At 58.8% G+C, this 26,349-nt stretch carries 21 protein-coding genes and 1 pseudogene; 9 read left to right on the top strand and 13 right to left on the bottom strand.

The annotated features are described in order from the left end of the window. Nucleotides 1–78: 78 nt before the first annotated feature. The 3 genes from QK293_RS23840 to QK293_RS23830 all read right to left on the bottom strand — a co-directional run bounded on the left by QK293_RS23840 (nt 79) and on the right by QK293_RS23830 (nt 3,112). Nucleotides 79–1,692, bottom strand: a complete 1,614-nt coding sequence (locus QK293_RS23840; protein WP_282381753.1) for an NAD(P)/FAD-dependent oxidoreductase — start codon at nt 1,690–1,692, stop codon at nt 79–81. A 95-nt stretch (nt 1,693–1,787) separates the two neighbouring features. Continuing rightward, nucleotides 1,788–2,453: a hypothetical protein gene (locus QK293_RS23835; protein WP_282381751.1), complete on the bottom strand. Its 666-nt coding sequence runs from the start codon at nt 2,451–2,453 to the stop codon at nt 1,788–1,790. A 59-nt stretch (nt 2,454–2,512) separates the two neighbouring features. Next, entirely contained in the window at nt 2,513–3,112 is a 600-nt protein-coding gene (locus QK293_RS23830; RefSeq protein ID WP_282381749.1) for a short chain dehydrogenase, read from the bottom strand. A 105-nt stretch (nt 3,113–3,217) separates the two neighbouring features. Here QK293_RS23830 and QK293_RS23825 point away from each other — a divergent pair, with 105 nt between their 5' ends. Next, a complete protein-coding gene (locus QK293_RS23825; RefSeq protein ID WP_282381746.1) occupies nt 3,218–4,129 on the top strand; it encodes a LysR family transcriptional regulator in 912 nt (303 codons plus the stop codon). A 69-nt stretch (nt 4,130–4,198) separates the two neighbouring features. Here QK293_RS23825 and QK293_RS23820 read toward each other — a convergent pair whose 3' ends face one another. The 5 genes from QK293_RS23820 to QK293_RS23800 form a co-directional block, all read right to left on the bottom strand. After that, nucleotides 4,199–4,900: an ABC transporter ATP-binding protein gene (locus tag QK293_RS23820; RefSeq protein WP_201114164.1), complete on the bottom strand. Its 702-nt coding sequence runs from the start codon at nt 4,898–4,900 to the stop codon at nt 4,199–4,201. Next, nucleotides 4,901–5,668 carry a high-affinity branched-chain amino acid ABC transporter ATP-binding protein LivG gene (livG, locus tag QK293_RS23815; RefSeq protein ID WP_282381738.1) on the bottom strand — a complete coding sequence of 256 codons (768 nt, stop codon included), beginning with the start codon at nt 5,666–5,668 and terminating at the stop codon, nt 4,901–4,903. Continuing rightward, complete coding sequence (locus QK293_RS23810; RefSeq protein WP_282381736.1) at nt 5,665–6,921, bottom strand: high-affinity branched-chain amino acid ABC transporter permease LivM; 1,257 nt, start codon at nt 6,919–6,921, stop codon at nt 5,665–5,667. The genes livG and QK293_RS23810 overlap by 4 nt, the downstream gene beginning before the upstream one ends. Then, a complete protein-coding gene (gene livH / locus QK293_RS23805) occupies nt 6,918–7,841 on the bottom strand; it encodes a high-affinity branched-chain amino acid ABC transporter permease LivH (protein ID WP_282381734.1) in 924 nt (307 codons plus the stop codon). The genes QK293_RS23810 and livH overlap by 4 nt, the downstream gene beginning before the upstream one ends. 232 nt (nt 7,842–8,073) lie before the next feature. Further along, entirely contained in the window at nt 8,074–9,201 is a 1,128-nt protein-coding gene (locus tag QK293_RS23800; protein ID WP_282381732.1) for a branched-chain amino acid ABC transporter substrate-binding protein, read from the bottom strand. Between the two features lie 338 nt (nt 9,202–9,539). On the opposite strand from QK293_RS23800, the gene QK293_RS23795 reads away from it, so the two are divergent. Then, nucleotides 9,540–9,845, top strand: coding sequence for a DUF2288 domain-containing protein (locus QK293_RS23795; RefSeq protein ID WP_282381730.1), 306 nt, complete (start codon nt 9,540–9,542; stop codon nt 9,843–9,845). A 214-nt stretch (nt 9,846–10,059) separates the two neighbouring features. On the opposite strand, the gene QK293_RS23790 is transcribed toward QK293_RS23795, so the two are convergent. Further along, nucleotides 10,060–12,255: a hypothetical protein gene (locus tag QK293_RS23790; protein WP_282381727.1), complete on the bottom strand. Its 2,196-nt coding sequence runs from the start codon at nt 12,253–12,255 to the stop codon at nt 10,060–10,062. Between the two features lie 197 nt (nt 12,256–12,452). Here QK293_RS23790 and QK293_RS23785 point away from each other — a divergent pair, with 197 nt between their 5' ends. After that, nucleotides 12,453–13,349 (top strand): NAD(P)-dependent oxidoreductase, encoded by an 897-nt coding sequence (locus QK293_RS23785; RefSeq protein ID WP_282381725.1) that lies wholly within the window; start codon nt 12,453–12,455, stop codon nt 13,347–13,349. Here QK293_RS23785 and QK293_RS23780 read toward each other — a convergent pair. After that, complete coding sequence (locus tag QK293_RS23780) at nt 13,240–15,522, bottom strand: bifunctional diguanylate cyclase/phosphodiesterase (RefSeq protein ID WP_282381722.1); 2,283 nt, start codon at nt 15,520–15,522, stop codon at nt 13,240–13,242. The two genes, QK293_RS23785 and QK293_RS23780, sit on opposite strands and share 110 nt — an antisense overlap. Before the next feature lie 291 nt (nt 15,523–15,813). On the opposite strand from QK293_RS23780, the gene QK293_RS23775 reads away from it, so the two are divergent. Next, nucleotides 15,814–17,163, top strand: a complete 1,350-nt coding sequence (locus tag QK293_RS23775; protein ID WP_282381720.1) for an MFS transporter — start codon at nt 15,814–15,816, stop codon at nt 17,161–17,163. A 92-nt stretch (nt 17,164–17,255) separates the two neighbouring features. Here the strand turns inward: QK293_RS23775 and rapA are convergent, their stop codons facing one another. Continuing rightward, nucleotides 17,256–20,102 carry an RNA polymerase-associated protein RapA gene (gene rapA, locus QK293_RS23770; RefSeq protein WP_282381718.1) on the bottom strand — a complete coding sequence of 949 codons (2,847 nt, stop codon included), beginning with the start codon at nt 20,100–20,102 and terminating at the stop codon, nt 17,256–17,258. Between the two features lie 253 nt (nt 20,103–20,355). Here rapA and QK293_RS23765 point away from each other — a divergent pair, with 253 nt between their 5' ends. From QK293_RS23765 to ccoM, 3 genes are all read left to right on the top strand, one after another. Then, a complete protein-coding gene (locus QK293_RS23765) occupies nt 20,356–20,697 on the top strand; it encodes an aspartate-semialdehyde dehydrogenase (RefSeq protein ID WP_282381716.1) in 342 nt (113 codons plus the stop codon). Nucleotides 20,698–20,797: 100 nt separating this feature from the next. Continuing rightward, nucleotides 20,798–20,959: a hypothetical protein gene (locus QK293_RS23760; protein WP_262162692.1), complete on the top strand. Its 162-nt coding sequence runs from the start codon at nt 20,798–20,800 to the stop codon at nt 20,957–20,959. Nucleotides 20,960–21,103: 144 nt separating this feature from the next. Beyond that, nucleotides 21,104–21,217: a cytochrome c oxidase subunit CcoM gene (gene ccoM, locus QK293_RS23755; protein WP_282381713.1), complete on the top strand. Its 114-nt coding sequence runs from the start codon at nt 21,104–21,106 to the stop codon at nt 21,215–21,217. Between the two features lie 170 nt (nt 21,218–21,387). Here ccoM and QK293_RS23750 read toward each other — a convergent pair whose 3' ends face one another. Further along, nucleotides 21,388–22,863 carry an inorganic phosphate transporter gene (locus QK293_RS23750; protein WP_282381712.1) on the bottom strand — a complete coding sequence of 492 codons (1,476 nt, stop codon included), beginning with the start codon at nt 22,861–22,863 and terminating at the stop codon, nt 21,388–21,390. Nucleotides 22,864–23,239: 376 nt separating this feature from the next. Continuing rightward, on the bottom strand, nt 23,240–23,440 hold the full coding sequence (locus QK293_RS23745; RefSeq protein WP_007935837.1) for a hypothetical protein: 201 nt from the start codon (nt 23,438–23,440) through the stop codon (nt 23,240–23,242). 685 nt (nt 23,441–24,125) lie between these two features. Here QK293_RS23745 and pcaR point away from each other — a divergent pair. After that, nucleotides 24,126–24,968 (top strand): pca regulon transcriptional regulator PcaR, encoded by an 843-nt coding sequence (gene pcaR / locus QK293_RS23740; protein ID WP_282381711.1) that lies wholly within the window; start codon nt 24,126–24,128, stop codon nt 24,966–24,968. A 67-nt stretch (nt 24,969–25,035) separates the two neighbouring features. After that, nucleotides 25,036–26,347 (top strand): annotated as a pseudogene (locus QK293_RS23735) (MFS transporter). The last annotated feature ends 2 nt before the right edge of the window (nt 26,348–26,349 follow it).

The following is a 26,349-nucleotide window of genomic DNA, read 5'->3' as shown; positions in this document are numbered from 1 at the left end:
TTTTAGCGAAAAACATCTCGCGAAAGCTTGACCGTGAACAGAGTATCTACAGGTTTTGTGTTGTCTGTGGGATTTGTGTCAGGCCTCGAGGCCGAGGATGTCGCGGGCCACGGCTTCGGCAATCCGAATCCCATCGACACCCGCCGACAGAATCCCGCCCGCATAACCCGCGCCTTCACCCGCCGGGAACAGGCCCTTCACGTTCAAACTTTGCATCGACTCGTTACGGGTAATCCGCAGCGGCGACGATGTACGCGTCTCGATCCCGGTCAACACGGCGTCGTGCAGTGAGTAACCGCGAATCTGCTTCTCGAACGCGGACAACGCTTCACGAATGGCTTCGATGGCGAACGGCGGCAAGGCCAACGCCAAATCACCCAAGGCAACGCCCGGTTTGTAGGAAGGTTCTACGCTGCCCAACGCGGTGGACGGCTTGCCGGCAATGAAGTCGCCGACCAGTTGCGCCGGCGCTTCATAGTTGCTGCCGCCCAGCACAAAGGCGTGGGATTCCAGGCGTTCCTGCAACTCGATACCCGCCAGCGGGCCGCCCGGATAATCGACTTCCGGGGTAATCCCGACGACGATCCCAGAGTTGGCGTTGCGCTCGTTACGCGAGTACTGGCTCATGCCGTTGGTGACCACACGGCCCGGCTCGGACGTCGCCGCCACTACCGTGCCGCCCGGGCACATGCAGAAGCTGTAGACCGAACGTCCGTTGCTGGCGTGGTGCACCAGTTTGTAGTCGGCAGCCCCGAGTTTAGGGTGGCCGGCGTACTTGCCCAGACGCGCGCGGTCGATCAGCGACTGCGGGTGTTCGATGCGGAAACCCACCGAAAACGGCTTGGCTTCCATGAAAACGCCACGGCCATGCAGCATGCGGAAGGTGTCCCGGGCGCTGTGACCGAGGGCCAGAATTACGTGTTTCGAATGAATCTGCTCGCCGCCATTGAGTTCTACGCCGACCATTTGGCCGTCCTCGATCAACACGTCGGTGACCCGCTGCTGGAAGCGCACTTCGCCACCCAACGCGCGAATCTGCTCACGCATGTTCTCCACAACGCCGGTCAGACGGAACGTACCGATGTGCGGTTTGCTGACGTAGAGAATTTCTTCCGGCGCACCGGCCTTGACGAACTCATGCAGGACTTTGCGTCCGATGAACTTCGGATCCTTGATCTGGCTGTACAGCTTGCCGTCGGAGAATGTCCCCGCGCCGCCCTCGCCAAATTGCACGTTGGATTCCGGGTTAAGCACGCTTTTACGCCACAGGCCCCAGGTGTCCTTGGTGCGCTGACGCACTTCGGTGCCGCGCTCGAGGATGATTGGCTTGAAGCCCATTTGCGCCAGCAGCAGCCCGGCGAAAATCCCGCACGGACCAAAACCCACGACGACAGGACGTTGCTCGAGATCAGCCGGCGCCTGGCCGACCACTTTGTAGCTGACATCCGGCGCCACGTTGACGTTACGGTCATCGGCGAACGTGTGCAGCACCGCCGCCTCATCGCGAACGTTCAGGTCGATGGTGTAGATGAAGCACAGTTCGGAGGACTTTTTGCGCGCATCGTAGCTGCGCTTGAACAAGGTGAAATCGAGCAGGTCATCACTGGTGATGCCCAGGCGCTGCACGATGGCAGGGCGCAGGTCTTCATCGGGATGGTCGATCGGCAGCTTGAGTTCGGTGATTCGTAACATGACAGGATCCGTTTCGCGGGGCGCACAACTGCGCCAAGGCGTTTGAAGCCCGCGATTATAAGCCTCAAAGAATGATTCCCGTGAGGCTAAAACGATCAGTCGTTACGCGATCCGCCGAAATACCCGCAGCCGCGCTGAACCTGGCCGTCGACGCGCAGTTCGGCGCTCATGTGCTGGACGCTGCCGGTGGTGTTGTCGACGCAACGTTGTGGCGCAACCCACAATTCGATGTGCTGGTTATTGGCTTCAGTGCTGAGATTGAAGCGGCCATCGCCCAGTTGCTCTTCAACGTAAGGTACGGCCAATGGCGGCTGACCGGCGCGGTCGATGACCATGCCTTTGCCGCTGACTTTCACGTTCCATTCCGGCCCATGGCCGGCGGCGCGCAGAATCAGCAGTTTGAAATTCGGATCGTTGCACGCGGTGCCCGAGCGCTCGACGCGGTACAGCTGCTCCAGATCGAGGCGGCTGTCGACACCACTGGCAACAATCCGGCCACGCACGTCGGCAAACAGCTTGCCCTGGGCATCGGCCAGGGTCGCGGCCTCTTGCAGGACACTGGTGCCGCCGGTGTCGATGACCACGTAACTACGTTGCTCATTACACGGCTGGAACAACAGCTTGCCATCGGCCGCCGTCAACTGGCCCTGCATGCGGGTCTGGCCCACGTGGGACGCACTTTCACGCGGGCCATCGAGCAACTGGCAAGCAGTGAACAGCGGAAGCGGGGCAACGAGGACTAAGTAACGGGCAACACGCATCTTTGAGTCTCCTGACAAGTGCCGCCACGTTACGCAGCCTGACCGTTCATCACAAGGGCTTAGCCCACGTGAAAGGTCTGACCTGTTTGCAAGCCTTCTACGCTTTTGGCGTAGGCCAATGCCACATCGGCTGCCGGAACTGGCTTGTAGCCGCGGAAGTACGGCGCGTATTTGCCCATGGCTTCAACCAGCACGTTCGGGCTCACCGAATTGATGCGCAGACCACGAGGCAGTTCGATGGCGGCGGCGCGGACGAAGCTGTCCAGGGCACCATTGACCAGCGCTGCCGAGGCGCCGCTGCGAATCGGATCGTGGCTGAGGACGCCAGTGGTGAAGGTGAACGAGGCGCCGTCGTTGGCGTACTCGCGGCCGACCAGCAGCAGATTGACCTGGCCCATCAGTTTGTCTTTCAGGCCCAGCGCGAAACTTTCTTCGGTCATTTCGCCCAAGGGCGCGAAGGTCACGTTGCCGGCGGCGCAGACCAGAGCATCGAACTTGCCAGTCTGTTCGAACAGCTTGCGAATCGAGGCGCTGTCGCTGATATCCACATGGAAATCACCGCTGTTGCGGCCGATGCGGACGATCTCGTGACGCTCGGACAGCTCCTTGTCGACCGCCGAACCGATGGTGCCGTCTGCCCCTATCAAAAGAATTTTCATCATGCTGATCCTTGAGTGGTTTGAATGAGGTCTCAGTCTAGAGTGGTTTTTTCCATTGATAAGCGCGCTAATAGGCAACCTTTGGTTTTCAAATGGAAACAATCCATGAGTGAAATGGATGATCTGGCGGCGTTCGCCGTGTTGATCGAAGCCGGGAGTTTTACCTTGGCGGCCCAGCAATTGGGTTGCAGCAAGGGCCAGCTCTCCAAGCGTATCAGTTTGCTGGAGACGCGCTTTTCCGTGGTCTTGCTGCAACGCACCACCCGCCGCTTGAGTTTGACGGCAGCGGGCGCGGCGCTGTTGCCGCAAGCCCAGGCGCTTGTAGTCCAGGTCGAGAGGGCGCGTCAGGCATTGGCGCGGTTGAAGGATGATATGGCTGGGCCGGTGCGTATGACGGTTCCGGTGTCGCTGGGGGAAACATTCTTCGATGGGCTATTGCTGGAGTTTTCCGGCAAGTACCCTGAGGTGCAGATCGAGCTGGACCTGAGCAACAGCTATCGTGATTTGTCCCGCGACGGCTTTGACCTGGCGGTTCGCTCCGAGGTGGGCAATGACGAGCGCCTGGTCGCCCGACCGCTGCTGGCCTGGCATGAAATGACCTGCGCCAGCCCGGCCTACCTTGAGCAATACGGTGAACCGCTGACGCCGCAGGCACTCGCTGAACATCGCTGCCTGCTCAATAGCCATTACAGCGGTCGCGAAGAGTGGCTTTATCACCAGCAACACGAGTTGTTGCGGGTACGGGTTTCGGGGCCGTTCGCCAGCAATCATTACAGCCTGCTGAAGAAAGCGGCACTGGCCGGCGCCGGCATTGCGCGGTTGCCGTCGTACTTACTGCAAGCGGATTTGGCTGACGGCCGTTTGCGCTGGCTCCTGCGTGACTATCAGACGCGCAGAATGCCGATGTACCTGGTGCATCCGTATCAGGGTGGATTGCCGAAACGTACGCAAGTGCTGGCAGATTATCTGATTGGCTGGTTCAAGCGCAGTGGCGAGGCACTGGATCGGCTGCGCTAGAAAATGATCGTCGTTGAATGTAAAAACAAAAAAACGGCCCGAAGGCCGTTTTTTGTTTACCGCAAAGGCTCAACCACCCAGATACGCTTCACGCACTTTCGGATCAGTCAGCAGCGCTTCACCGGTGCCTGTCATCACCACCCGGCCGTTCTCCAGAACGTACGCACGGTCAGCAATTTTCAGCGCCTGGTTGGCGTTTTGCTCAACCAAAAACACCGTCACGCCATCCTTGCGCAGCTGTTCGATGATGTCGAAGATCTGCTGGATGATGATCGGTGCCAGGCCCAAGGAAGGTTCGTCGAGCAACAGCAGCTTGGGTTTGCTCATCAGCGCACGGCCGATGGCGAGCATTTGCTGTTCGCCGCCGGACATGGTGCCGCCGCGCTGAGCGAAGCGCTCTTTCAGGCGTGGGAAAAGTCCGAGGACTTTGTCCATCTGCTCCTGATAATCGCCCTTGTCGGTGAAGAATCCGCCCATGGCGAGGTTTTCTTCCACGGTCAGACGGGCAAACACCCGACGACCTTCCGGAACCACGGCAATGCTCTTGCGCATGATCTGCGCCGAGGTCTGCCCCACGAGCTCTTCACCCATGTAGCGGATGCTGCCGCTGTGGGCCTGCGGCGAACCGCAGAGGGTCATCAGCAGGGTGGATTTGCCCGCGCCGTTGGCGCCGATCAGGGTGACAATTTCGCCCTGACGGATTTCCACGTTGACGCTGTGCAGCGCCTGGATCTTGCCGTAGAAGGTGGAAACGTTTTCGAATTGCAGCATTTACGCTTCCCCCAGGTAGGCTTTGATCACTTCAGGATTGTCGCGGATCTGTTCCGGCGTGCCGTCGGCCAGAGGCGTGCCCTGGTTGATCACGACGATGTGGTCGGAAATGCTCATGACCAGTTTCATGTCGTGTTCGATCAGCAGCACGGTGACGTTGTGCTCTTCACGCAGCATGCTGATCAGCGCCTTGAGGTCTTCGGTTTCCTTGGGGTTCAGACCGGCGGCCGGTTCGTCGAGCATGAGGATCCGCGGACGGGTCATCATGCAGCGCGCGATTTCCAGACGACGTTGCTGACCGTAGGCCAGGGTCCCGGCGGTGCGGTTGGCGAACTCTTTGAGGTTGACCTTATCCAGCCAGTACTCGGCGAATTCCATGGCCTCGCGCTCGCTCTTGCGAAACCCCGGGGTCTTGAACAGGCCAGCCAGAAAGTTGGTGTTCAGGTGGCGGTGCTGGGCGATCAAGAGGTTCTCGACCGCCGTCATGTCCTTGAACAGCCGCACGTTCTGGAAGGTGCGCACCACGCCTTTGAGGGCAATCTTATGGCCAGGCAGGCCCTCGATCGGTTGACCGTCAAGCAGGATGCTGCCACCGCTCGGCTTGTAGAATCCGGTCAGGCAGTTGAACACGGTGGTCTTGCCCGCGCCGTTGGGGCCGATCAGTGCCACCACCTGTTTTTCTTTTACGGTCAGGGCTACGCCGTTGACCGCCAGCAAGCCGCCGAAGCGCATGCTCAAATTGTCGACTTTGAGGATCTCGCGGCTCATTTGCGCAGCTCCATGTGAGGGCGTTGCATGGGCAGCAGACCTTGAGGACGCCAGATCATCATCAGCACCATCAAGGCGCCGAACATCAACATGCGGTACTCACTGAACTCACGCATCATTTCCGGCAACAGGATCATCACCGTGGCGGCGAGTACGACGCCCAATTGCGAGCCCATGCCACCCAACACCACGATGGCGAGGATGGTCGCTGACTCGATGAAGGTGAAGGACTCCGGTGTCACCAGGCCCTGACGCGCGGCGAAGAAGCTGCCGGCGAAACCGGCGAAGCACGCACCCAGGGTAAAGGCCGAGAGCTTGATTGCTGTCGGGTTAAGGCCCAACGCACGGCAGGCGATTTCGTCTTCACGCAGTGCTTCCCAGGCACGGCCCAAGGGCATGCGCAGCAAGCGGTTGATGACGAACAGGGCGAACAGTGCCAGCAACAGCGCAATCAGGTAAAGGAAGATCACCTTGTTGATCGAGTTGTATTGCAGGCCGAAGTACTCGTGGAAAGTCTGCAGGCCTTCAGCGGCTTTACGTTCGAAGGTCAAGCCGAAGAACGTCGGTTTCTCGATGTTGCTGATGCCGTTGGGGCCGCCGGTGATGTCGGTCAGGTTCCGCAGGAACAGACGGATGATTTCACCGAAGCCCAGGGTCACGATCGCCAGGTAGTCACCGCGCAGACGCAGTACCGGGAAGCCGAGCAGGAAGCCGAAAGTGGCTGCCATCAGGCCAGCGATCGGCAGGCAGATCCAGAAGCTCAAACCGTAGTAGTGCGAGAGCAGCGCATAGCTGTAGGCACCGACGGCATAGAAACCGACGTAACCGAGGTCGAGCAGACCGGCCAAACCGACCACGATGTTCAGGCCCAGGCCAAGCATCACGTAGATCAGCACCAAGGTGGCGATATCCACCGCGCCGCGAGAGCCAAAGAACGGCCAGACCAGCGCACCGACGATCAACGCAATGATGAGCCAGCGCTGGGTGGTCGGCAGGGTCAGGAAAGTACTGGCCTTGGCCGGCATCACCGGCATGTTGGGCGAGGATTTCCAGGCTGCGCTGATCTGCTGATCGAACAGCACCCGCAGGAACATCAGCACCGAGCACACGGCGATAGTGATCAGTGTTGCAGTGCTGGTGCCATGGACTTCGAGGTTGATGCCGACAATGGTCAGTTTCAGACCGAGTACCGGGTAGGCAACGGCCCACACCAGCAAGGCGCTGAACAACGCCTGTTTAAGATTCCTAGTCATACTTTTTCAACCTCCGGACGGCCCAGCAGGCCGGTTGGCCGGAACAACAACACCAGAACCAATAAGCCGAATGCCACGACGTCCTTGTACTGGTCGCCGAAGATATCGGCACCAAAGGCTTCCGCCACCCCCAGCACGATCCCGCCGAGCATGGCTCCGGGGATGCTGCCGATACCGCCCAGTACCGCTGCGGTGAAGGCCTTGAGGCCGACCAGGAAACCGGCGTTCGGGTTAATCACGCCGTATTGCATGCTCAGCAGCACGGCCGCGATGGCCGCCAGTGCGGCACCGACGACGAAGGTCAGGGCGATGATGTTGTTGGTGTTGATACCCAAGAGGTTGGCCATCTTGATGTCTTCGGCACAGGCGCGGCAGGCGCGACCCAGACGAGAGCGGGAGATGAACAGCGTCAGGCCGAGCATGGCGACCAGGGTCACCACGAACACCACGATTTGCATGTAGGAAATCAGCACTTCATGTGCGCCACCTGGCCCGATGGAGAAGTTGCCGGGGATCAGGTTGGGGATGGATTTGTCCTTGGAGTCTTGCGCCAGCAGAACCGTGTTCTGCAGGAAGATCGACATGCCGATGGCGGAAATCAGCGGAATCAGACGGTTGCTGCCGCGCAAGGGGCGGTAGGCGATCCGTTCGATGCTGTAACCGTAGGCACTGGTAACAACGATGGTCGCGATGAAAGCAGCGGTCATCAATAGCGGGACACTGTCGAGTCCCATCATGGCCAGCCCGGCGATGGCGATGAACGCCACGTACGAACCGATCATGTACACCTCGCCGTGGGCGAAGTTGATCATTCCAATGATGCCGTAAACCATCGTATAGCCGATGGCGATCAGGGCATATGTGCTGCCAATGGTCAGACCATTAACCAGCTGTTGGAAAAAGTGATAGATGTCAGGCATTACAGCGCTCCTAAAAACCTGATACGCATTTCACTGGTGGAGTCATTTTCCCGCTCGAGCCCCGTGGATCTGCATCCACTTCGAACGCGAGGTTTGCCAGCGAACCGCTGATGACGGTTTTGAGATTTTCAGGTGGGGAGACTGGCGGATCACGCCAGCGCGGCCCAATACATTCGTAAAACAAAGCCCACGGCACGCCGTGGGCTTTATTGGCAGTCAGTCAGGCAACGCCTTACTGAGGTTTTGCTTCAGTTTTAGGTTTGCCGAAGTGCCACTCGTAAACCACAAATTTGAAGTCTTTCAGGTCGCCCTTGTCATCGAAGCTCAAGTCGCCAGTGGGCGTTTTGAAAGTGCCAGCGTGGATGGCAGCAGCCACTTTGGCAGTGTCTTCGCTCTTGGCAGCCTTGATACCGTCAGCGATGACGGTCACAGCCGAGTAGGACGGGAACACGAACGGACCGCTTGGGTCTTCTTTCTTGGCTTTGAACGCATCAGCCAGGGCGACGTTGGCCGGATCCTGGTCGAAGGATTTCGGCAGGGTCACCAGCAGGCCTTCGGAAGCGTCCTTGGCGATCTGCGAAATGGAGTCGTTACCCACGCCTTCCGGGCCCATGAACTTGGCTTTCAGGCCTTTTTCCTGGGCTTGACGCAGGATCAGACCCAGCTCCGGGTGGTAGCCGCCGTAGTAGACGAAGTCGACGTTGGCTTGCTTGAGCTTGGCGATCATCGAAGAGAAGTCTTTGTCGCCGGCGTTGATGCCTTCGAACACGGCAACCTTGACGTTTTTGCCTTCGAGGGTTTTCTTGACGGCGCTGGCGATGCCTTCACCGTATTGCTGTTTGTCGTGCAAAACAGCAACGATCTTCGGTTTTACGAAGTCGGCGATGTAGTTACCGGCGGCAGGGCCTTGGGCGCTGTCCAGACCGATAGTACGGAAGATCATTTTGTAACCACGGGCAGTGATGTCCGGGCTGGTGGCAGCCGGGGTGATCATGATCACGCCTTCGTCTTCGTAAATGTCCGAAGCCGGTTGGGTGGAGCTGGAGCACAGGTGACCGACCACGAACTTGACGCCGTCGTTGACGACTTTGTTCGCGACCGCTACCGCTTGTTTTGGATCACAGGCGTCATCGTATTCAACGGCTTCGAGTTTCTTGCCGTCTACGCCGCCTTTGGCGTTGATCTGTTCGATGGCCATTTTGGCGCCACTGAACTGCATGTCGCCGTATTGGGCTACAGGGCCGGTTTTAGGGCCGGCGATGCCGATCTTGATGGTGTCAGCTGCGAACGAATGGCTGGCAACCCCGGCCAGAACCATAGCGGCAAACAGTTTGGAAATCTGCTTAGTAGCCTTAGTCATAGTGCTCCACTCTTACTGTTGTAGTTTTTATAGTCCTGGCGCCGTAGCAGCAGAACCGGGTCAGATATCGTCGATATCCTCCGGAAAATGCCCCCGGCAACTGTACCGGTACAGTGTAGAGCGCCAATTGTTAGCCTGGGAAGCTGGCGCCAGGGGGCAAAACCTGAAGGTGTCGCTTTATTGAAAGAAAAAGACAGAATTGCGGCGGGGGTTCAGGCTGAATTAACAGCAATCCTTGGCTTTCCTGCACTTTTCAATCAGTGACTCAATTGCATCCGGGTTTTTCTGCCAGACCACCGACGTTATGATTGCGTCAGTTTATTTTCCGGACAGGACCCATGACTCAAGAACCTAGCACCCTCTATGCCAAGCTGCTTGGTGAAACCGCATCTATTACCTGGAAAGAGCTGGAGCCGTTCTTCGCCAAGGGTGCCCTATTGTGGGTCGACCCCGGTCTGGATTTGATCGCTGCAGCGCAGGCAGTGGCGACTGATGAAGGCGAGAAAGTGGCTGCCTGGCTGGCCGCCGACAAAGTCGCCAAGCTGTCTGAAACACGGGCGCTGGATCTTTTTGAACGCGATCCAGAGCTGTGGGCAGTGGTCGTTTCGCCGTGGATTCTGATCCAGGAAAGGACGACGAGCTGAAGCCGTGCACTTGATTGGTGCGCGGCTTTATCGGACAAAAGTGTGTAGCCGAGTAGCGTGATGGCATGTTGCCGTAGAGAAAGGCCACAGCAGGGTCTTGGCGAGGGTGACGTAAACGTAACGGGAACAGTTTTGTTAGCAGCCTGATGGCTGCTTAATTGTTTCTGAATGTGATCGTTCCCACGCGGAGCATGGGAACGATCGTGACCAAGTCTTAGAAGGTCTTGCCGGTGTGGTTATTGAGGGAAATAACCTTGGTCTTGCCAATCCGGTGACGGTAGATCTCACGCAGGTACTTGATCGCCTTCTTCACGCAATCCCGGGACAAACGAATGTCGTTGATCGAGACGAACTTGTCCTTGTCATTGATCAGCTCACGGTACTTCTTCTCGTACATCGGTTTGATCGCGTACCAATTGGTGTCGAGGATCTTCGCCGGGTTCTCAAATTCATTAAGCAGCTCGTCGATCCGGTCTTCGTCGAAATCTTCGTTAATGATGAAGTCCAGGATCGAGTTATCCAGGGTCTCGTCAAAGCGGTACGGGTTTTTCGCAAAGCAACGCTTGATGAAGGCCACGATCAGCGTCAGGAAGTCGTCCGACAGGCACGGGCTCTTGGCGATCAGGGTGGTCAGTGACAGGTTGGCCGAGGCGCCGATCACCAGCGCATAACGCTTGAGCGTGGTGTTCGGGAACAGGCTGTTGAGGTGGGTCTTCAACCGGTTCAGGTCCATGTAGGACAACTTGTAGTCTTTGGGCAACGAAACAATCGAGACCACCGACGAGCAATTCTTGAAGAAGTGCAGGTCGTGCAATGCGGCCGCGTCATAGCCCGAATTCTTGTACTGCTCCAGCGAGGCGCGATAGCGCTTGGACTCGATCGGCAACAGGCTGATGCCTTCGATCGCCTGGGTCACTTTGTTGAAGTGCGGCAAGTCAATGGAGCGGAAGAACAAGTCATCGATGTTCAGGCGTTGCGGCTCTTTCTCGAACACCTTGAATTTGTCGCTGCTCGGCGGCGGGGTTTCCGGCACAACAGACTCGGCGTAGGCAATCGCTACGGGGCCGGCCAGACTCATGAACAGGTCGTTGGCGTCGAGGCGAATGGTTTCGCCAATGTCGATGCCGGCCCGACGGAAATAGTTCTGGTCATAGTCGGTGGTGACCGCTTGAGCCGTCAGAATGTTGAAGATCTGCTGTGAGATGTATTGGTTGGCGTGCTTTTCCATCGCGTTGACGTCGATGTTCTGAATGTTGCCGTCATCGCTTTCTTCGGCATAACGCATGATGTCGTTGGAGATCAGCATCATCGCGTTCCATGGACGGATCCGGCCCATGACACTGGCTTCGCTGCTGTCTTCATTGTCGAAGTTGTAGGAGAAGTCCCACTCTTCCGACAGGTACTTGCACAGCAGGCGACCGGCGTTGATGTGCAGCGCCTCGGACATTTCGCTGCGGTGATCGGAAATGTTCGGCAGCACGCAGATACCGCTGGTGAAGATCGGCTCGAAGACGAAAGCATGGCCGCTTTTGCTGTCGTGTTCGTCCATCGGTTTGGTATCGAACGTCTTGTTCATGTACGAGTGCTGCTGGGCCAGGCCGAATTCCGAGGCCATGCCCGAACCGGTACCGCCGCCGGCACTGAAAATCGAGAAGTACAGGCGCGACTGGTTGGCCTTGATCCCGCAGCTGTCGATCAGGTACGAGTGAATCATCTTCCAGTCAGGGCTGGAGAAACGCTGGGTGTCCTTGTTCAGGATGATCTTGGCCAAGTACTGACCGAGGATCGGCGCGTTACCGGCGCCACCGGCGTGGACTTCCGACAAGTCCATGATTTTCATTTTGCTGTAGTCACGCAAAAAGCCGCTTTTTTCGCCCTTGCGCGAGAAGCGGATACGACCGGCGATGTCTTTGTCCAGGTCGCCAAGCATGACCAGTGGTTCAACCAGGAACACCGGTTTTGGGGCCTTGTTCGGACCCAGACGCAGATTGTTGCGAATCCACTGTGCCGGGCTGTAGCCCTTTTCGGCGTAGCGTTTGTCCGGCGAAAGACGGTCTTCGTTATTGAATTCGTTGAGGTAGAACTTGCGGGCGTTGTATACCAACTCCGCCACGTCCAACGCGATGTTCGAACCGCAGCGGCCCAGGCCGATCAGGCAGACCGACGGGAATTCCTGATCGCTGTGCTGTTCACTGTCGCCTTCCAGATGCGGTGGGCGCGGGAACACCATGTCGCGTAGGCCGTCGAGATTATCGAGGATGCGGTCGGTATTGGTTTCGGTGAAGTACAGGTATTGCTGAGTCGCCAACGGGCGCGATGGCGTCAATGACTTCGACGGTGCGGGGCTGTTCGCCGCCGGGCTCAGCGTCAGATCGGATATCGCAGCGGCCGGATTGTTTTTAGAATTCATTGTGCGCCATATACCTGGGCTGGTTGGTTGGGCGACAAGCGGTCGTCGAACCATCACGGATGGGATCTCGCGTCTTTTTTCAGCGCGTATTTGGCCCAAGCGTCAGGGCCTTGGCCTGCGCATCGCTCGGGGGAATCCTTTCCTAAGTCATGATGAATCGGCCAATATTCGACGATCTTTAATCAAAAGGAGGCCAAATGATGGCAACGTTACCTTCGCTCGGGTTTGCCGGGATCGGCCTGATGGGTTTGCCGATGTGTCTGCGCCTGCTGGCCGCGGGCTATCCGCTGACCGTGTGGAACCGCAATCCGGCAAAGTGCGCGCCGCTGGTCGAGGCCGGCGCCCGGCAAGTCGCCACGCCTGCGCAACTGTGTCAGCACGCCGACGTGGTGATGTTGTGCCTGGCGGATACTTCGGTGGTTCGAGAGGTGATTTTTGGCTCGGCTGGCATTGCTGAGGGGGCGAAAAGGGGTCAAGTGCTGGTGGACTTTTCCAGTCTGGAACCCACGGCGACCCGGGAAATGGCCGAGGCGCTGATCAACACCACCGGCATGAGTTGGATGGATACGCCCGTGTCTGGCGGTGTGTCCGGTGCCGAGGCTGGCAGCCTGGCGATCATGGTGGGCGGCAGAACGGCAGATCTTGAGCGCGTGCGCCCGGTGTTGTTGACCGTCGGCCAGCGCGTGACTCACATGGGGGCAGTCGGGGCAGGGCAGGTGACCAAGGTGTGCAATCAGATGATTGTCGCCTGCAATGCGTTGGTGATCGCCGAAGTGGTGGCGTTGGCCGAGCGTTCAGGCGTCGAGGCTAGTCTGATCGCCGATGCGCTGGCCGGCGGTTTCGCCGACTCAAAACCGTTACAGATCCTCGCCCCGCAAATGGCCGAGAGCCGGTTCGAACCGGTGAAATGGCACGTGCGCACGCTGCTCAAGGATCTGGACACAGCGGTGAAATTTTCCCGCGAACAGGGTTCAGCCACGCCGATCAGTGGATTGGCCGCACAATTGATGCGCCTGCATGGGGGCCAGGGCTTTTTGGAAAAAGATCCGTCGACGTTAGTGCAGTTGTACCGCGAGCCAGGCTCAAAGGACTGACCGTGTGCGGGTGCTTGCGCTGGTTGATTTCGTTCAGTACCGGGCGTAATTCTTCCAGTGGCACCGGGCGGCTGAGCAGGTAACCCTGGACGAAATCGCTGCCCTGGCGTTCGAGAAAGTCATATTGCTCGAAGGTCTCGACGCCCTCGGTGACCACCTGCAAATGCAGGGTGTGCGCCATGACGATGATCGCCTGGACGATCTCCATGTCCTGCGTTGCCTTGGGAATGTCCTGAATGAATGAGCGATCGATCTTCAGTGTGTTCAGCGGCAGGCGCTTGAGGTAGGCCAAGGATGAGTAGCCGGTGCCAAAGTCGTCGATCGACAATGAAACCCCGAGGGCACGGATCTGCCGCAGCAGCATCAGGGTGTTGGCGATGTTGCCCATCAGCGCGTTCTCCGTGACCTCCAGTTCCAGGCGCTCGGGCGCAACCCCGGCCACGCGCAGGGCGTATTCGATTTCGTCAGCCAGTTCCTCGCGCGCCAGGTTCAGCGGTGAGCAGTTCACCGCAATCTTCAGCGCTTCACAGCCGTGGCGGGACAACTCGCCCAGGTCTTCACAGGCCTTGCGCAGCACCCAGTTGTCCAGTTCAGCGATCAACCCGTTGGCCTCAGCGATGCCGATAAAGCGCTCCGGCGTGAGTAAGCCGTGAATCGGGTGTTGCCAGCGAATCAGCGCTTCCAGTTTGGTGACCTGGCCGCTTTTCAGGTCGTAGATCGGTTGGTAATGGATCATCAGCCCCGTGTCTTCGCGCAGGGCATGGCGCAGTTCTTCTTCCAGCTGCAGCTCCATCGTAGCCCGGGTCCTGAGGTTCGAACTGAAGAAATGCAGGCTGTTGCGGCCGCTGCCTTTGGACTGATACAGCGCCAGGTCGGCGTTTTTCAGCAGTTCTTCGCACGTCTTGCCGTCTTCGGGGAACAGGCTGATGCCGATGCTGGTGGTCATGACCATGCGCCGGCCGGACAGCTCGATGGGGTCTTTCATTTTCAGCATGATGCGCTGGGCCATGTGCCGGGCTTCTTCACGGTCGTGCAGGCCGATGAGAATGCAGAACTCGTCGCCACCGAAGCGCGCCACCACGTCGTCGTGGCTGCGTACCGAGCTTTTGATATGGTTGGCCAGGACCTTGAGCAATTCGTCGCCGGCGTCATGGCCGAGGCTGTCGTTGATGCGCTTGAAATGGTCGATGTCGAGGAACAGCACCGCCAGCATGCCTCCCTCGTTGGTTTTCTCGATCAGTTTCTCGGCAAAGATCTGATTGAAGCCGCGGCGGTTGATCAGGTTGGTCAGGGCGTCATAGTGCGCCACCTGTTGCAGCGACATGCGCGCCTGATCCAGTTGACTAAGCAGTGCATTGACCCGTCGCAGGTCGTGTTCCTTGTTTTGCAGTTTCTTGTCGGCCAGTGCCGCGCTGATGCAGCTACCGATGATCAACAGGGCCATGATCGCCACCGTCAGCCCCAGTTGCAGGTGGTTGTTTTCAGCGGGCAGCATCGGCAGGCTGCCGGTGGGCAGTACCAGGGTCAGCGCCGCCATGCCAGTAAAATGCATGCTGACGATACCGGCCCCGAGCACCAGGCTGGCGGTGAATTTGATCAGTGGGTGATACAAACCGGTGCCATCGCGCAGGTGGCTGGAAATCAACAGGGCGGCAAGGCTGGCGCCAATCGCGATCACGATGGAGAGGACGAACCAGGCGGGGTTGTAATAGGCCGTTGCAACCGAACGCATCGCCGCCATGCCCACATAGTGCATGGTCGCGATGCCCAGACCGATCCAGACCGCGGCCCGCAGGTACTGCCAGAAATTGAGGTCCGGATGACTGAGCGTGTGCATCGCCAACCACGAAGCGGTCAGGGCGAATAACAGCGAGAGCAGAGTGATGGGCAGTTGGTAATGAATTTCGACCGGCGCCTGGAATGCCAGCATGCTGATGAAATGCATGGCCCAGATCCCGCCCGCCAGGCAACCGGCGCCGACCCAGCGCCAGAGCCGTTTCGAAGCGATTTTTTCGGCGTGACCCACCCGTTCGGCCATGTCCAGTGTGGCAAAGCTGCCGACACAGGCGACCAAATAAGCCAGGAACACCAGAAAAGGGTCATGTGCGCCATTGAGTATTACCTGCCCGCTTCTCGGAGGCTCGGTAATGAAAAGCAAACCAAGCCATTCCATAGCATGCCCCGTCTTTGTCATCCTGGCTGCGCCATGAACGCTGGCGAATGCTTTGGAGTATAGAGGGCGTGTAAAGAGTGCAAGCGATAGTGGCACATTGGCCGCAACCATTTTCGAATGAGCGTTAGAGTGTTTGGAAATAAACTGTTGCACAGGCTGCGACATCTTCCATGGGCGGATATCAGCTTTACAAATAATGACAGACAGCTCTGGCGGGCCTGACTAAATTGCAGGTTCCGGGCTCGGATGCGCTGGCAGTGAAGCCCCAATAACAATAAAAGAGACGGACCCATGCAGAACTCGACCCAAGCGGCGAATGCCTGGCGCATTCTGTTCCTGCTGTTCCTCGCCAACCTGTTCAACTTCTTCGACCGCACCATCCCCGCCATCATCATCGAGCCGATTCGCATGGAATGGCACCTCAGCGACTTTCAGTTGGGGATCATCGGTACCGCCTTCACGATCGTCTATGCCATTGCCGGCCTGCCCTTGGGGCGGATGGCCGATACCGGTTCGCGCAGCAAATTGATGGGCTGGGGCCTGGCGGCCTGGAGCGGGTTGACAGCGGTCAACGGATTGGTGGGGAGTTTCTGGAGTTTCCTGATCGTGCGCATGGGCATCGGCATCGGTGAGGCCAGTTACGCACCGGCCGCTAACTCGCTGATCGGCGACCTGTTCCCGGCCCACCGCCGGGCGCGAGCGATGGGCATTTTCATGCTTGGTCTGCCGCTGGGGTTGCTGCTGGCGTTCTTCACCATCGGCTGGATGGTCAAGGCCTTCGACAGCTGGCGCGCACCATTCTTCATCGCGGCGGTGCCGGGGCTGATCCTGGCGATCTTCATGTTCTTCATCAAGGAACCGAAACGCGGCGCTGCGGAAAGCGTGCAAGTTTCGCAGGAACGCGTAGACCGGCCGATCCGTCGGGTGCTGGCGGTGCCGACTTTCTTGTGGTTGGTGATGGCGGGGCTGTGCTTCAACTTCGCCACGTATGCCTGCAACTCGTTTCTGGTGCCGATGTTGCAGCGTTACTTCCTGATGCCGTTGCAGGAAGCGGCGGTGGCGACCGGGGTGATCGTCGGCGTGACCGGGTTGTTCGGCCTGACACTGGGCGGTTGGGTCGCTGACAAGATTCACCAGCGGGTGGCCAGTGGTCGTCTGCTGTTTGCAGCATTCAGCTTGATCATCTCGACGGTGTGTACCGCTTGGGCGCTGTATTCCGGGCGGATCGAGATCGGGGTGTTTGTGGCGGTGTTCAGTGTGGGCTGGCTGTTTGCCTACAACTTCTATACCTGCGTTTACACCGCCATTCAGGACGTAGTCGAGCCGCGCTTGCGGGCTACGGCCATGGCGCTGTTCTTTGCCGGGTTGTATTTGCTGGGTGGCGGTTTGGGGCCGGTGGTGGTGGGCGGCTTGTCCGACCATTTTGCGCACACGGCGATGCTCTCGGCCGGTGCCGAACAGATGACCGAGGCGTTCAAGGCAGTCGGCTTGCATGACGCGATGTATTTGATCCCGGTGGCGCTGTTTTTCACCATGGTGTTTCTGTTCCTGGCTTCACGGTGTTTTGTGCGCGATGCCAAGCGGATGAAGGACGGGCTGGTGGCGGTGGTCGAGCCGCAAATCCCGGCGGTCACCGCGTAATGATCGCCAGAACGTGGAGCGTGGGAACGAGTGGATAAAAAAAGGCCCGCATCGCTGCGGGCCTTCTTTATTTTAGCGGTGTAGAGGAGGGGTTATCCCGCCACCAACACCCGAATCGCTTCCAGTCGCAACGCAGCCTTATCAAGCATGGCCAGCCCTTGCTCGCGCTGTTTGCGCAGGGCAACCAGTTCGCTGTCGCGCACCGTCGGGTTGACCGCTTGCAAAGCGGTCAGGCGCGCCAGTTCTTCGTCGGTGTCGGCGGCCAGACGACGTTGCGCCTCAGCCACGCGCTCGGCGTGACGCGGGAAGATCTTCTCTTCGCCGGCGTTGATCCGTGGCGTCAGCTGATCGCGCTGAGCCTGGATGAACTTGTTGGCGCTGGCGCGGGGTACGCTTTCCAGCTGATCGTTGAGGGTTTCGAACGAGACCCGGGTCGACAGGTCGTTGCCATTGGCATCGAGCAGGCAGCGCAGGGCCGCCGGCGGCAAGTAACGGCCCAGTTGCAGCGAGCGCGGGGCAACCACTTCGCTGACGTAGAGCAGTTCCAGCAACACGGTGCCAGGTTTCAGCGCCTTGTTCTTGATCAGCGCCACGGCGGTGTTGCCCATGGAACCGGACAAGACCAGGTCCATGCCGCCTTGAACCATCGGGTGCTCCCAGGTGATGAACTGCATGTCTTCGCGAGACAGCGCCTGGTTGCGGTCGTAAGTGATGGTCACGCCTTCGTCGTCGCCCAGCGGGAAGCTGGCATCGAGCATTTTTTCGCTCGGCTTGAGGATCAGTGCGTTTTCCGAGTGGTCTTCGCTGTCGATGCCGAACGCGTCGAACAGGGTTTCCATGTAGATCGGCAGGGCGAACTGGTCGTCTTGCTCGAGGATGTCCTCGACCAGCGCATCACCTTCACCCGCGCCGCCGGAGTTGAGTTCCAGCAAGCGGTCTCGGCCGCTGTGCAACTCGCCTTCCAGGCGCTCGCGCTCGGCGCGGGCTTCGTCGATCAGCGCTTGCCACTCGCCGTCGTCGGCGTTTTCCAGCAACGGCAGCAGGCGCGGGCCGAACTGGTGCTGCAAGGCGTTGCCGGTCGGGCAGGTATTGAGGAATGCATTCAATGCTTCGTGGTACCACTGGAACAGGCGCTCTTGCGGGCTGGTTTCCAGGTACGGCACGTGCACTTCAATGATGTGCTTCTGGCCGATCCGGTCCAGACGACCGATACGCTGCTCCAGCAGGTCCGGGTGCGACGGCAGATCGAACAGCACCAAGTGGTGCGAGAACTGGAAGTTGCGACCTTCACTGCCGATTTCCGAGCAGATCAGCACTTGTGCGCCAAACTCTTCGTCGGCGAAGTAGGCAGCGGCGCGGTCACGCTCGAGGATGTTCATGCCTTCGTGGAAGACCGTGGCCGGGATGCCGGAACGCACGCGCAGGGCGTCTTCCAGGTCCATGGCGGTTTCGGCGTGGGCGCAGATCACCAGCACTTTGGTGCGCTTGAGCATCTTCAGTGTGTCGATCAGCCACTCGACGCGGGGGTCGAATTTCCACCAGCGCTCTTCTTCGTTGGCGTCTGGCTGGGCCTGGAAGCTGACTTCCGGGTACAGCTCGGCGTGATCGCCCAATGGCAGTTCGAGGTATTCGTCGGGGCACGGTAGCGGGTACGGGTGCAGTTTGCGCTCCGGAAAACCCTGCACGGCGGCGCGGGTGTTACGGAACAGCACGCGGCCGGTGCCGTGGCGGTCCAGCAGTTCGCGGACCAGGCGGGCGCTGGCTTCGATATCGCCATCGTTAACCGCCGCTAGCAGGGCTTCGCCTTCGTTGCCGAGGAAACCGTGAATGGTTTTGTGCGCTTCAGGCGACAGGCGCCCCTTGTCCAGCAGCTCCTGGACGGCTTCGGCCACCGGGCGATAGTTTTCACTCTCGGCACGGAAGGCGTGCAGGTCATGGAAACGGTTAGGGTCAAGCAGGCGCAGACGCGCGAAGTGGCTGTCCTGGCCCAGTTGTTCCGGGGTCGCGGTCAGCAGCAGCACGCCGGGAATGACTTCGGCGAGTTGCTCGACCAGCGAGTATTCCGGACTGGCCTTTTCTTCGTGCCACACCAAGTGGTGCGCTTCGTCGACGACCATCATGTCCCAACCTGCCGCGAACAGCGCGTCCTGAGCCTTCTCGTCGTCCACCAGCCACTCGAGTGCAACCAGCGCGAGCTGGGTGTCTTCGAATGGGTTGGCGGCATCGCTTTCGATGAAGCGTTCTTCGTCGAACAGCGCGACTTGCAGGTTGAAGCGGCGGCGCATCTCGACCAGCCACTGGTGCTGAAGGTTCTCCGGAACCAGGATCAGCACTCGGTTGGCGCGGCCCGAGAGCAGTTGGCGATGGATGATCAGGCCGGCTTCGATGGTTTTACCCAGGCCCACTTCGTCCGCCAGCAGAACCCGCGGCGCGATGCGGTCGGCGACTTCACGGGCGATGTGCAATTGGTGCGCGATCGGTTGCGCACGCACGCCACCCAGGCCCCAAAGGGAGGATTGCAATTGACGGCTGGTGTGTTCCAGGGTGTTGTAACGCAGGGAGAACCAGGCCAGCGGATCGATCTGCCCGGCGAACAAACGGTCGCTGGCCAGACGGAACTGAATGAAGTTCGACAGCTGGGTTTCCGGCAGGGTGACCACTTCGTTTTGAGCGTTGAGGCCGTGGTAGACCAACAGGCCATCGACATCGTCGACTTCCTGGACGGTTAGTTTCCAGCCTTCGAAGTGAGTGATGGAGTCACCCGGCGAAAATCGCACGCGGGTGAGGGGCGCATTCCGTAGCGCGTACTGGCGAGTTTCGCCAGTGGCCGGATAGAGCACGGTCAACAAGCGGCCGTCCTGTGCCAGAACGGTGCCTAAACCCAGCTCGGCTTCGCTGTCACTGATCCAGCGTTGCCCCGGTTGATACTGCTGCGCCATGCTGCCTGACTCCCACCTTGAAAAAGCGGGCTATCTTAACGGAATCGGGCCTGCAGACCAAAGGTTTACGTGCGTAGGCGCTGCCGATGTCGGACGATCTTTTGATCTTCGGGAACACTTGAGTTCTGCGTTGTCCGATGAAAGATCGCGGCTGGCGGCAGCACCTACAGTGCGAGCCGGGTCACAATTTGCGACCGATGGCTCAAGTCACCATCCCCGCAGCCGACAGCTTGCTGACAGGAGACTAATAATTATGCTGCCACCGATGCTCCCCTTGAGTGCCGTGCCGATCACCTCACAGCAGGATCCGATTCGCCAGCGGCCGGATATTCCACCCGTGGTGCCGGTGCAGGAAAGCTCCAACGAAAGCACTATCGACCTGCAAAAGCGCGACCCCGAAGAAGCGGGCGTGCAGCTACGCGAGGAGCAGCGCCGGCAGCAGGAACGTGACCGACGTCGCCGTGAAGCCGATGAAGATCCCGAAGAACACCTGGCGATTCCCGGGGACGAGCTCAACGCCGACAATACCGTGCCGGTGGCGCCATTGATGGAAGATCAGCCTCGGCAGGGTTTGTGGGTCGATATCCAGATTTGAGGTGGTGGCTGGTCAGCGCTGCCATCAGACCGCATTATTGGCATATCCTTGCCTGACGATACGGCAGCTGAATTTCACTACACGCGATGCACTGAGCACCATGAGCCAAGACGACAAGCTGATCGACCTCAACTCCGAACGCGCCAAGCGGGTTCATGACCTTAATGAAAAGCGCCTGAACGAAGTCCGCCAGGCGTTCGAGCAAGCCCTGCCGTTGGGTAAAGCGAAGAAGAAGCCGAAGAACAAACCGAAAAAGCGTTGAAACACCCTGCATTGGTTGATGCAGGTCAGTTATTCCCCCTCCTTTACGCCCAGTCTCGGGCGACATTGATCCCGGTCAATTTTTTCTCCTGCCTGATTGGTTAACTTAGCCCTATCGCAACAAGGCAACCGCAGGAGGCCAGTCATGTTTTTCGACAACGTGGTGATCGCCGGAGTGCTGACTGTCGGCCTCATGGTTATGTTTTTTGCAGGGTTTGGATTTTTTATCTGGAAGGATTCGCATAAGCGCAAGCCGTAGGTCTTTCTGGAAGCAATGAGCACGCAAGGCATTTTGGGCAACTTCGGTTGCCCTTTTTTTTTGCGTGCGATTTGCCTGATCGTACCCACGCAGTGGGAACGATCAACTTTCCAGCAGCCATAAAAAAGGCGCGAACCTTACGGAGCGCGCCTTTTTTGTGCGGCTATGTATCAGCTGCCCAGTGCCTTCGATGCCAGCCAGAACAGGCCGGCTGACAAGGCCACTGTGGCTGGCAGGGTCAGGACCCAGGCCAGCAGGATGGTTCTGACGGTGCCGCCTTGCAGGCCGCTTTTGTTGGCAACCATGGTGCCAGCCACGCCTGATGACAGAACGTGGGTGGTGGACACCGGCAGGCTGAAGATGTTGGCCATGCCGATCAGGGTCGCGGTCGTAATCTGTGCCGACATGCCTTGGGAGTAAGTCATGCCCTGCTTGCCGATCTTCTCGCCGATGGTCAGTACCACGCGTTTCCAGCCGACCATGGTACCCAGGCCGAGGGCCAGTGCGACCGCCAGAATCACCCAGAACGGGGCGTATTCGGTGGTGGTGGTCAGGTCTTTGCGCAGCTTGTTCAGGTCAGCCTTTTCACGGGCATCGAGGCCTGGCAGCTTGCCGACTTTCTTCGCCGTGTCGTCCAGGCAGAGCAGATAACGACGCACTTCGATGCGGCTTTCCGACGGTAGCGAGTGGTAGTCGGCTACACCTTTAAGGGTGCCGAGCAGGGCGGTGATGGTCGGTTCGGTCTGTTGCGGGTTGCAACGGAATTTCTCCGGCAGATCGCCTTCCACGCTTTTGCCCAGGGCCAGGTAGTCACCCAGCGTTGCGGCATTGCGCTTGTAGAACTGACTCAGGTGCAAGGTCGCATCGCGGGTCCGTTCGATCTGGTAGGTGGTGCTGCCCAGGTCAAGTACGAACTGCGCCGGAACGATACCGATCAGCACCAGCATGATCAGGCCGATACCTTTCTGACCATCGTTGGAGCCGTGCACAAAGCTTACGGCCATTGCCGAAATGACCAGCACCAGGCGGTTCCAGAACGGCGGGTGTTTCTTGTCGTCGATCTTGCGGCGCTGTTCCGGTGTCTTGTGCATCTTCGACAGTGGACGCCACCATTTAAGGCCGATCAATATCAGGGCAGCGACCAGGAAACCGGCCATTGGCGAGAACACCAGGGACGCACCGATATCGATCGCTTTCTGCCAGTTCACGCCATCAGCCAACGGAATATCGTTGATCAAGGCGTTGGCCAGTCCGACACCGAGGATCGACCCGATCAGCGTATGGGAGCTGGAAGCCGGGATACCGAAGTACCAGGTGCCCAGGTTCCAGGTGATAGCGGCGGCGAGCAGCGAGAACACCATGGCCAGCCCGTGACCGGTGTTCACATTGATCAGCAGCTCTACCGGCAGCAAGTGGACGATGGCATAGGCCACGCCGACACCGCCCAGCAGCACGCCGAGAAAGTTGAACACACCGGAAAAGAACACCGCCAGATGGGGCGGCATGGCTTTGGTGTAGATAACAGTGGCCACCGCGTTAGCGGTGTCATGAAAGCCGTTGATGAACTCGAAGGCAAGGACAAAGGCCAGGGCGAGCAAGAGGCTCACAAGCACCCAAGCATCCAGTCCGCTGAATAAATCGATCATGAAGGTTTTCTGACCCGGTCGTAAGGGGGCGCGATTATGCCAGAAAAGACTGCTAATCGATGCACAAGGTGCTCATCGGTAACATTCTTCAATGAATTAGTTTGTGACGACAGCCTAAGCCCCAGGTTTTTACGGGGTTTTGCAAGTCATTGAAATCTTTGAAAAGGCCGCACCCACAAGGATTCCTCTCGTAGGGAGAAGAGGCTTGTACGCTTGTGCGAAATATCTGAAAAGAGGGCCAGACACGAGCCATTTGCCTCATCCGACAGGTGAGGTGGCCGCTGCCCGCTCATAGCGGGCGCGAAAGGCATCATCGATACATCCCGCTTTTAACGGGTGCAGACGCAGACCCTTGAAAGAACTCAGGCCAAGGCCGTTATGGCTCTTCGGCCTTGAGTTCCTTTTCCATTTTCTGCAATTCCTGAGTGAAAGCCTGATCCTGAACGGTGGCGCGTTTACGCCAGGGTTTGCGCTCTGGTTCGGGCTGAGCGGCGTAGGTGGTGACTTCCCCGCCGTAAACTTCCTTGTAACGTTGTTCCTGGCGCTCAAGTTCCGCGCGCAGTTCGTCTTTCGTCACAGTGCTACCTGATTGAGTTGAGATTAATTCTGGTGAAACGCGCTACATCAAACGTATTGACCACGCTCGCCGAAAGGACAAGGCCGGTGAAGGCATCGTTTTTACGGCATTGTGATCAGTACTTCCATGTTGCAGGCGGCCACGGCACCAGAGATAAACAGCTGACGTAGCATCAGTTTCCTGTTTCAGCGAACGCTTTGGCGAACTATAAATGAGCGTCAGGCGCTTGCTGCGGGCAGCGGCAATGGAACATCGCGCTACCAGGAGGCGAATCGGCAATTAAAAACCGGTCGCCACTGATTTGCATTATAGCGGTCGATTCGAAGAACACTATCGCCAAAGAGTTAAAAGTAGGTCTTGATGTGTGATTGTTTGGGTACTCGCAACTTTTACGGCTAACTAGGTCGTTCCGCGTCGCCGACTTTACAGTGATGTTTTTCTGACGCCATTCAGTCGAATAAGTTACGGTAATTACATCGACCCCTTTTTAGTCTGCGGCCGAGCCAGTGTAAAGATAGGTAATAGGGGGTGCACACCCGTTCAATAGTCGGTTGGCCCAGATGATAGTCGATTGCGATTATCGGTCGATGGTTCGATAATCGAACAGTCTTGGTTGCTAGGGCTTGTGTGAGAGGCCGGCTGCCGCTTGTAATAGCCGCTGATCAGTGCGGGAAAAGGACCTTATATGAACGATCAAATGCGCAATGCCTTCGCTTCAGTGGCGCCGCCGATCGTTGCCTCGCCCGCCAAGCGGATCCAGGCACTGACCGGCGACCCCGATTTCATGACGTCCCTCGCCCGAGGCCTGGCCGTGGTGCAAGCATTCCAGGAACGCAAACGTCACCTCACCATTGCCCAGATCAGCCACCGTACCGAAATTCCCCGCGCCGCTGTGCGACGTTGCCTGCACACGCTGATCAAACTCGGCTACGCCACCACCGACGGCCGCACCTATTCGCTGTTACCCAAAGTGCTGACGCTCGGCCATGCCTATGTGTCTTCGACTCCGCTGGCGGTTTCTGCCCAGCCCTACCTGGACCGCATGAGCGAGCAACTCCATGAAGCCTGCAACATGGCCACTCTGGAAGGCGATGACATCTTGTACATCGCTCGTTCGGCCACCACTCAGCGATTGATTTCCGTCGACCTGTCGGTGGGAGGACGCCTGCCCGCCTATTGCACTTCGATGGGTCGGATTCTTCTCGCGGCGCTGGACGATACGTCACTGCGCGAGTACCTCGATCATGCAGAGCTGCAAGCCAAGACCAGCCGAACCCTGCACACCCCCGAGGCGTTGCTCGAATGCCTGCAAGAGGTGCGGCAACAAGGCTGGTGCATCGTCGATCAGGAACTGGAACAGGGCCTGCGCTCGATTGCCGTTCCCGTGTACGACGCTTCCGGTCAAGTGGTCGCAGCGCTGAACGTCAGTACCCACGCTGGCCGGGTCAGCCGCAACGAGCTGGAGCAGCGCTTTCTTCCGGGCCTTCTGAGCGCCAGCCGCGACCTTAGCGCACAACTCTTCGCCTGAACCGTCCACTAAGTTGTTCGATAAACGCCCAGAGTCGCGTTTATCGAATTGACGCTCTTTCCCCAAGATCACTAATGTCGCGGCAGCGCCTGCTCAACCCATTTCGCGCTACCAGTGGCGAGTGGTCATCCTGTGTTTCCTGATTGTTTTCCTCGATGGCCTCGACACCGCGGCCATGGGCTCCATCGCGCCCACCCTGTCTCAGGATTGGGGTATCGACCGCGCCAGCCTTGGGCCGGTGATGAGCGCTGCGCTGATCGGCATGGTCTTCGGCGCACTGGGTTCTGGCCCGTTGGCTGACCGCTTCGGGCGAAAAGTCGTACTGGTGGGCGCGGTGTTGTTCGGCGCTTTCAGCCTGGGCTTCGGCTTACAGCACCAACGTTGATCAGCTGCTGGTACTGCGTTTTCTCACGGGTCTGGGCCTTGGCGCCGGCATGCCGAACGCCACGACGCTCCTGTCCGAGTACACCCCGGAGCGTAAGAAATCCCTGTTGGTGACCAGCATGTTCTGCGGCTTCAATCTTGGCATGGCGGGCGGCGGTTTCATTTCCGCCACGCTGATCCCGGCCTTTGGCTGGCAGAGCCTGCTGCTGATCGGCGGGATTCTGCCGTTGATCCTCGCAGTCGTTTTGTTCTTCTGGCTGCCGGAATCGGCGCGCTACCTCGTGGTCCGCAATCGCGGCACTGACAAGGTGCGCAAGACTCTGGCGCCCATCGACCCGACGGTCGTTGCCCAGGCTTCCAGCTTCAGCGTGCCGGACCAGAAAACCGTGAAGGCCCGCAACGTTTTCGCAGTGATCTTCTCCGGCACCTACAGCACCGGCACCTTGTTGCTGTGGCTGACTTACTTCATGGGGCTGGTGATCGTTTATCTGCTGACCAGTTGGCTGCCGACGCTGATGCGTGACAGTGGCGCGAGTATGGAGAACGCGGCGTTCATTGGTGCGTTGTTCCAGTTTGGTGGTGTATTGAGCGCGGTGGGCGTGGGCTGGGCGATGGATCGGTTCAATCCGCACAAGGTTATTGGCATTTTCTATCTACTCGCCGGGGTGTTTGCCTACGCGGTAGGGCAAAGCCTGGGCAACATCACGTGGCTGGCGACGTTGGTGCTGGTGGCCGGGATGTGTGTCAACGGCGCGCAATCGGCGATGCCTTCACTGGCGGCGCGGTTTTATCCGACCCAGGGGTGGGCGACCGGGGTGTCGTGGATGCTCGGGATTGGTCGCTTCGGCGCGATTCTCGGTGCCTGGATGGGCGCGACACGACTGGGCCTTGGCTGGAACTTCGAGCAGGTGCTGACAGCGCGGGTGATTCCAGCGGCATTGGCGACCACGGCGGTGGTGATCAAGGGCATGGTCAGTCATGCGGATGCGACCTGAGT

The sequence above is a fragment of the Pseudomonas sp. AL03 genome (assembly GCF_029960815.1).
GTDB lineage: Bacteria > Pseudomonadota > Gammaproteobacteria > Pseudomonadales > Pseudomonadaceae > Aquipseudomonas.
This window is presented reverse-complemented; position numbering and strand designations above follow the sequence as displayed.

Bases quoted from the DNA above. Each gene is read 5' to 3' on its own strand.
- QK293_RS23830 (WP_282381749.1), bottom strand. From the start codon at position 3,112: ATGAAAATTCTTTTGATAGGGGCAGACGGCACCATCGGTTCGGCGGTC.
- ccoM (WP_282381713.1), top strand. From the start codon at position 21,104: ATGTTTTTCGACAACGTGGTGATCGCCGGAGTGCTGACTGTCGGCCTC.
- QK293_RS23775 (WP_282381720.1), top strand. From the start codon at position 15,814: ATGCAGAACTCGACCCAAGCGGCGAATGCCTGGCGCATTCTGTTCCTG.
- pcaR (WP_282381711.1), top strand. From the start codon at position 24,126: ATGAACGATCAAATGCGCAATGCCTTCGCTTCAGTGGCGCCGCCGATC.
- QK293_RS23840 (WP_282381753.1), bottom strand. From the start codon at position 1,692: ATGTTACGAATCACCGAACTCAAGCTGCCGATCGACCATCCCGATGAA.
- QK293_RS23785 (WP_282381725.1), top strand. From the start codon at position 12,453: ATGATGGCAACGTTACCTTCGCTCGGGTTTGCCGGGATCGGCCTGATG.
- QK293_RS23800 (WP_282381732.1), bottom strand. From the start codon at position 9,201: ATGACTAAGGCTACTAAGCAGATTTCCAAACTGTTTGCCGCTATGGTT.
- QK293_RS23760 (WP_262162692.1), top strand. From the start codon at position 20,798: ATGAGCCAAGACGACAAGCTGATCGACCTCAACTCCGAACGCGCCAAG.
- QK293_RS23835 (WP_282381751.1), bottom strand. From the start codon at position 2,453: ATGCGTGTTGCCCGTTACTTAGTCCTCGTTGCCCCGCTTCCGCTGTTC.
- rapA (WP_282381718.1), bottom strand. From the start codon at position 20,102: ATGGCGCAGCAGTATCAACCGGGGCAACGCTGGATCAGTGACAGCGAA.
- QK293_RS23825 (WP_282381746.1), top strand. From the start codon at position 3,218: ATGAGTGAAATGGATGATCTGGCGGCGTTCGCCGTGTTGATCGAAGCC.
- QK293_RS23750 (WP_282381712.1), bottom strand. From the start codon at position 22,863: ATGATCGATTTATTCAGCGGACTGGATGCTTGGGTGCTTGTGAGCCTC.
- QK293_RS23820 (WP_201114164.1), bottom strand. From the start codon at position 4,900: ATGCTGCAATTCGAAAACGTTTCCACCTTCTACGGCAAGATCCAGGCG.
- livH (WP_282381734.1), bottom strand. From the start codon at position 7,841: ATGCCTGACATCTATCACTTTTTCCAACAGCTGGTTAATGGTCTGACC.
- QK293_RS23790 (WP_282381727.1), bottom strand. From the start codon at position 12,255: ATGAATTCTAAAAACAATCCGGCCGCTGCGATATCCGATCTGACGCTG.
- livG (WP_282381738.1), bottom strand. From the start codon at position 5,668: ATGAGCCGCGAGATCCTCAAAGTCGACAATTTGAGCATGCGCTTCGGC.
- QK293_RS23780 (WP_282381722.1), bottom strand. From the start codon at position 15,522: ATGGAATGGCTTGGTTTGCTTTTCATTACCGAGCCTCCGAGAAGCGGG.
- QK293_RS23810 (WP_282381736.1), bottom strand. From the start codon at position 6,921: ATGACTAGGAATCTTAAACAGGCGTTGTTCAGCGCCTTGCTGGTGTGG.
- QK293_RS23795 (WP_282381730.1), top strand. From the start codon at position 9,540: ATGACTCAAGAACCTAGCACCCTCTATGCCAAGCTGCTTGGTGAAACC.
- QK293_RS23765 (WP_282381716.1), top strand. From the start codon at position 20,356: ATGCTGCCACCGATGCTCCCCTTGAGTGCCGTGCCGATCACCTCACAG.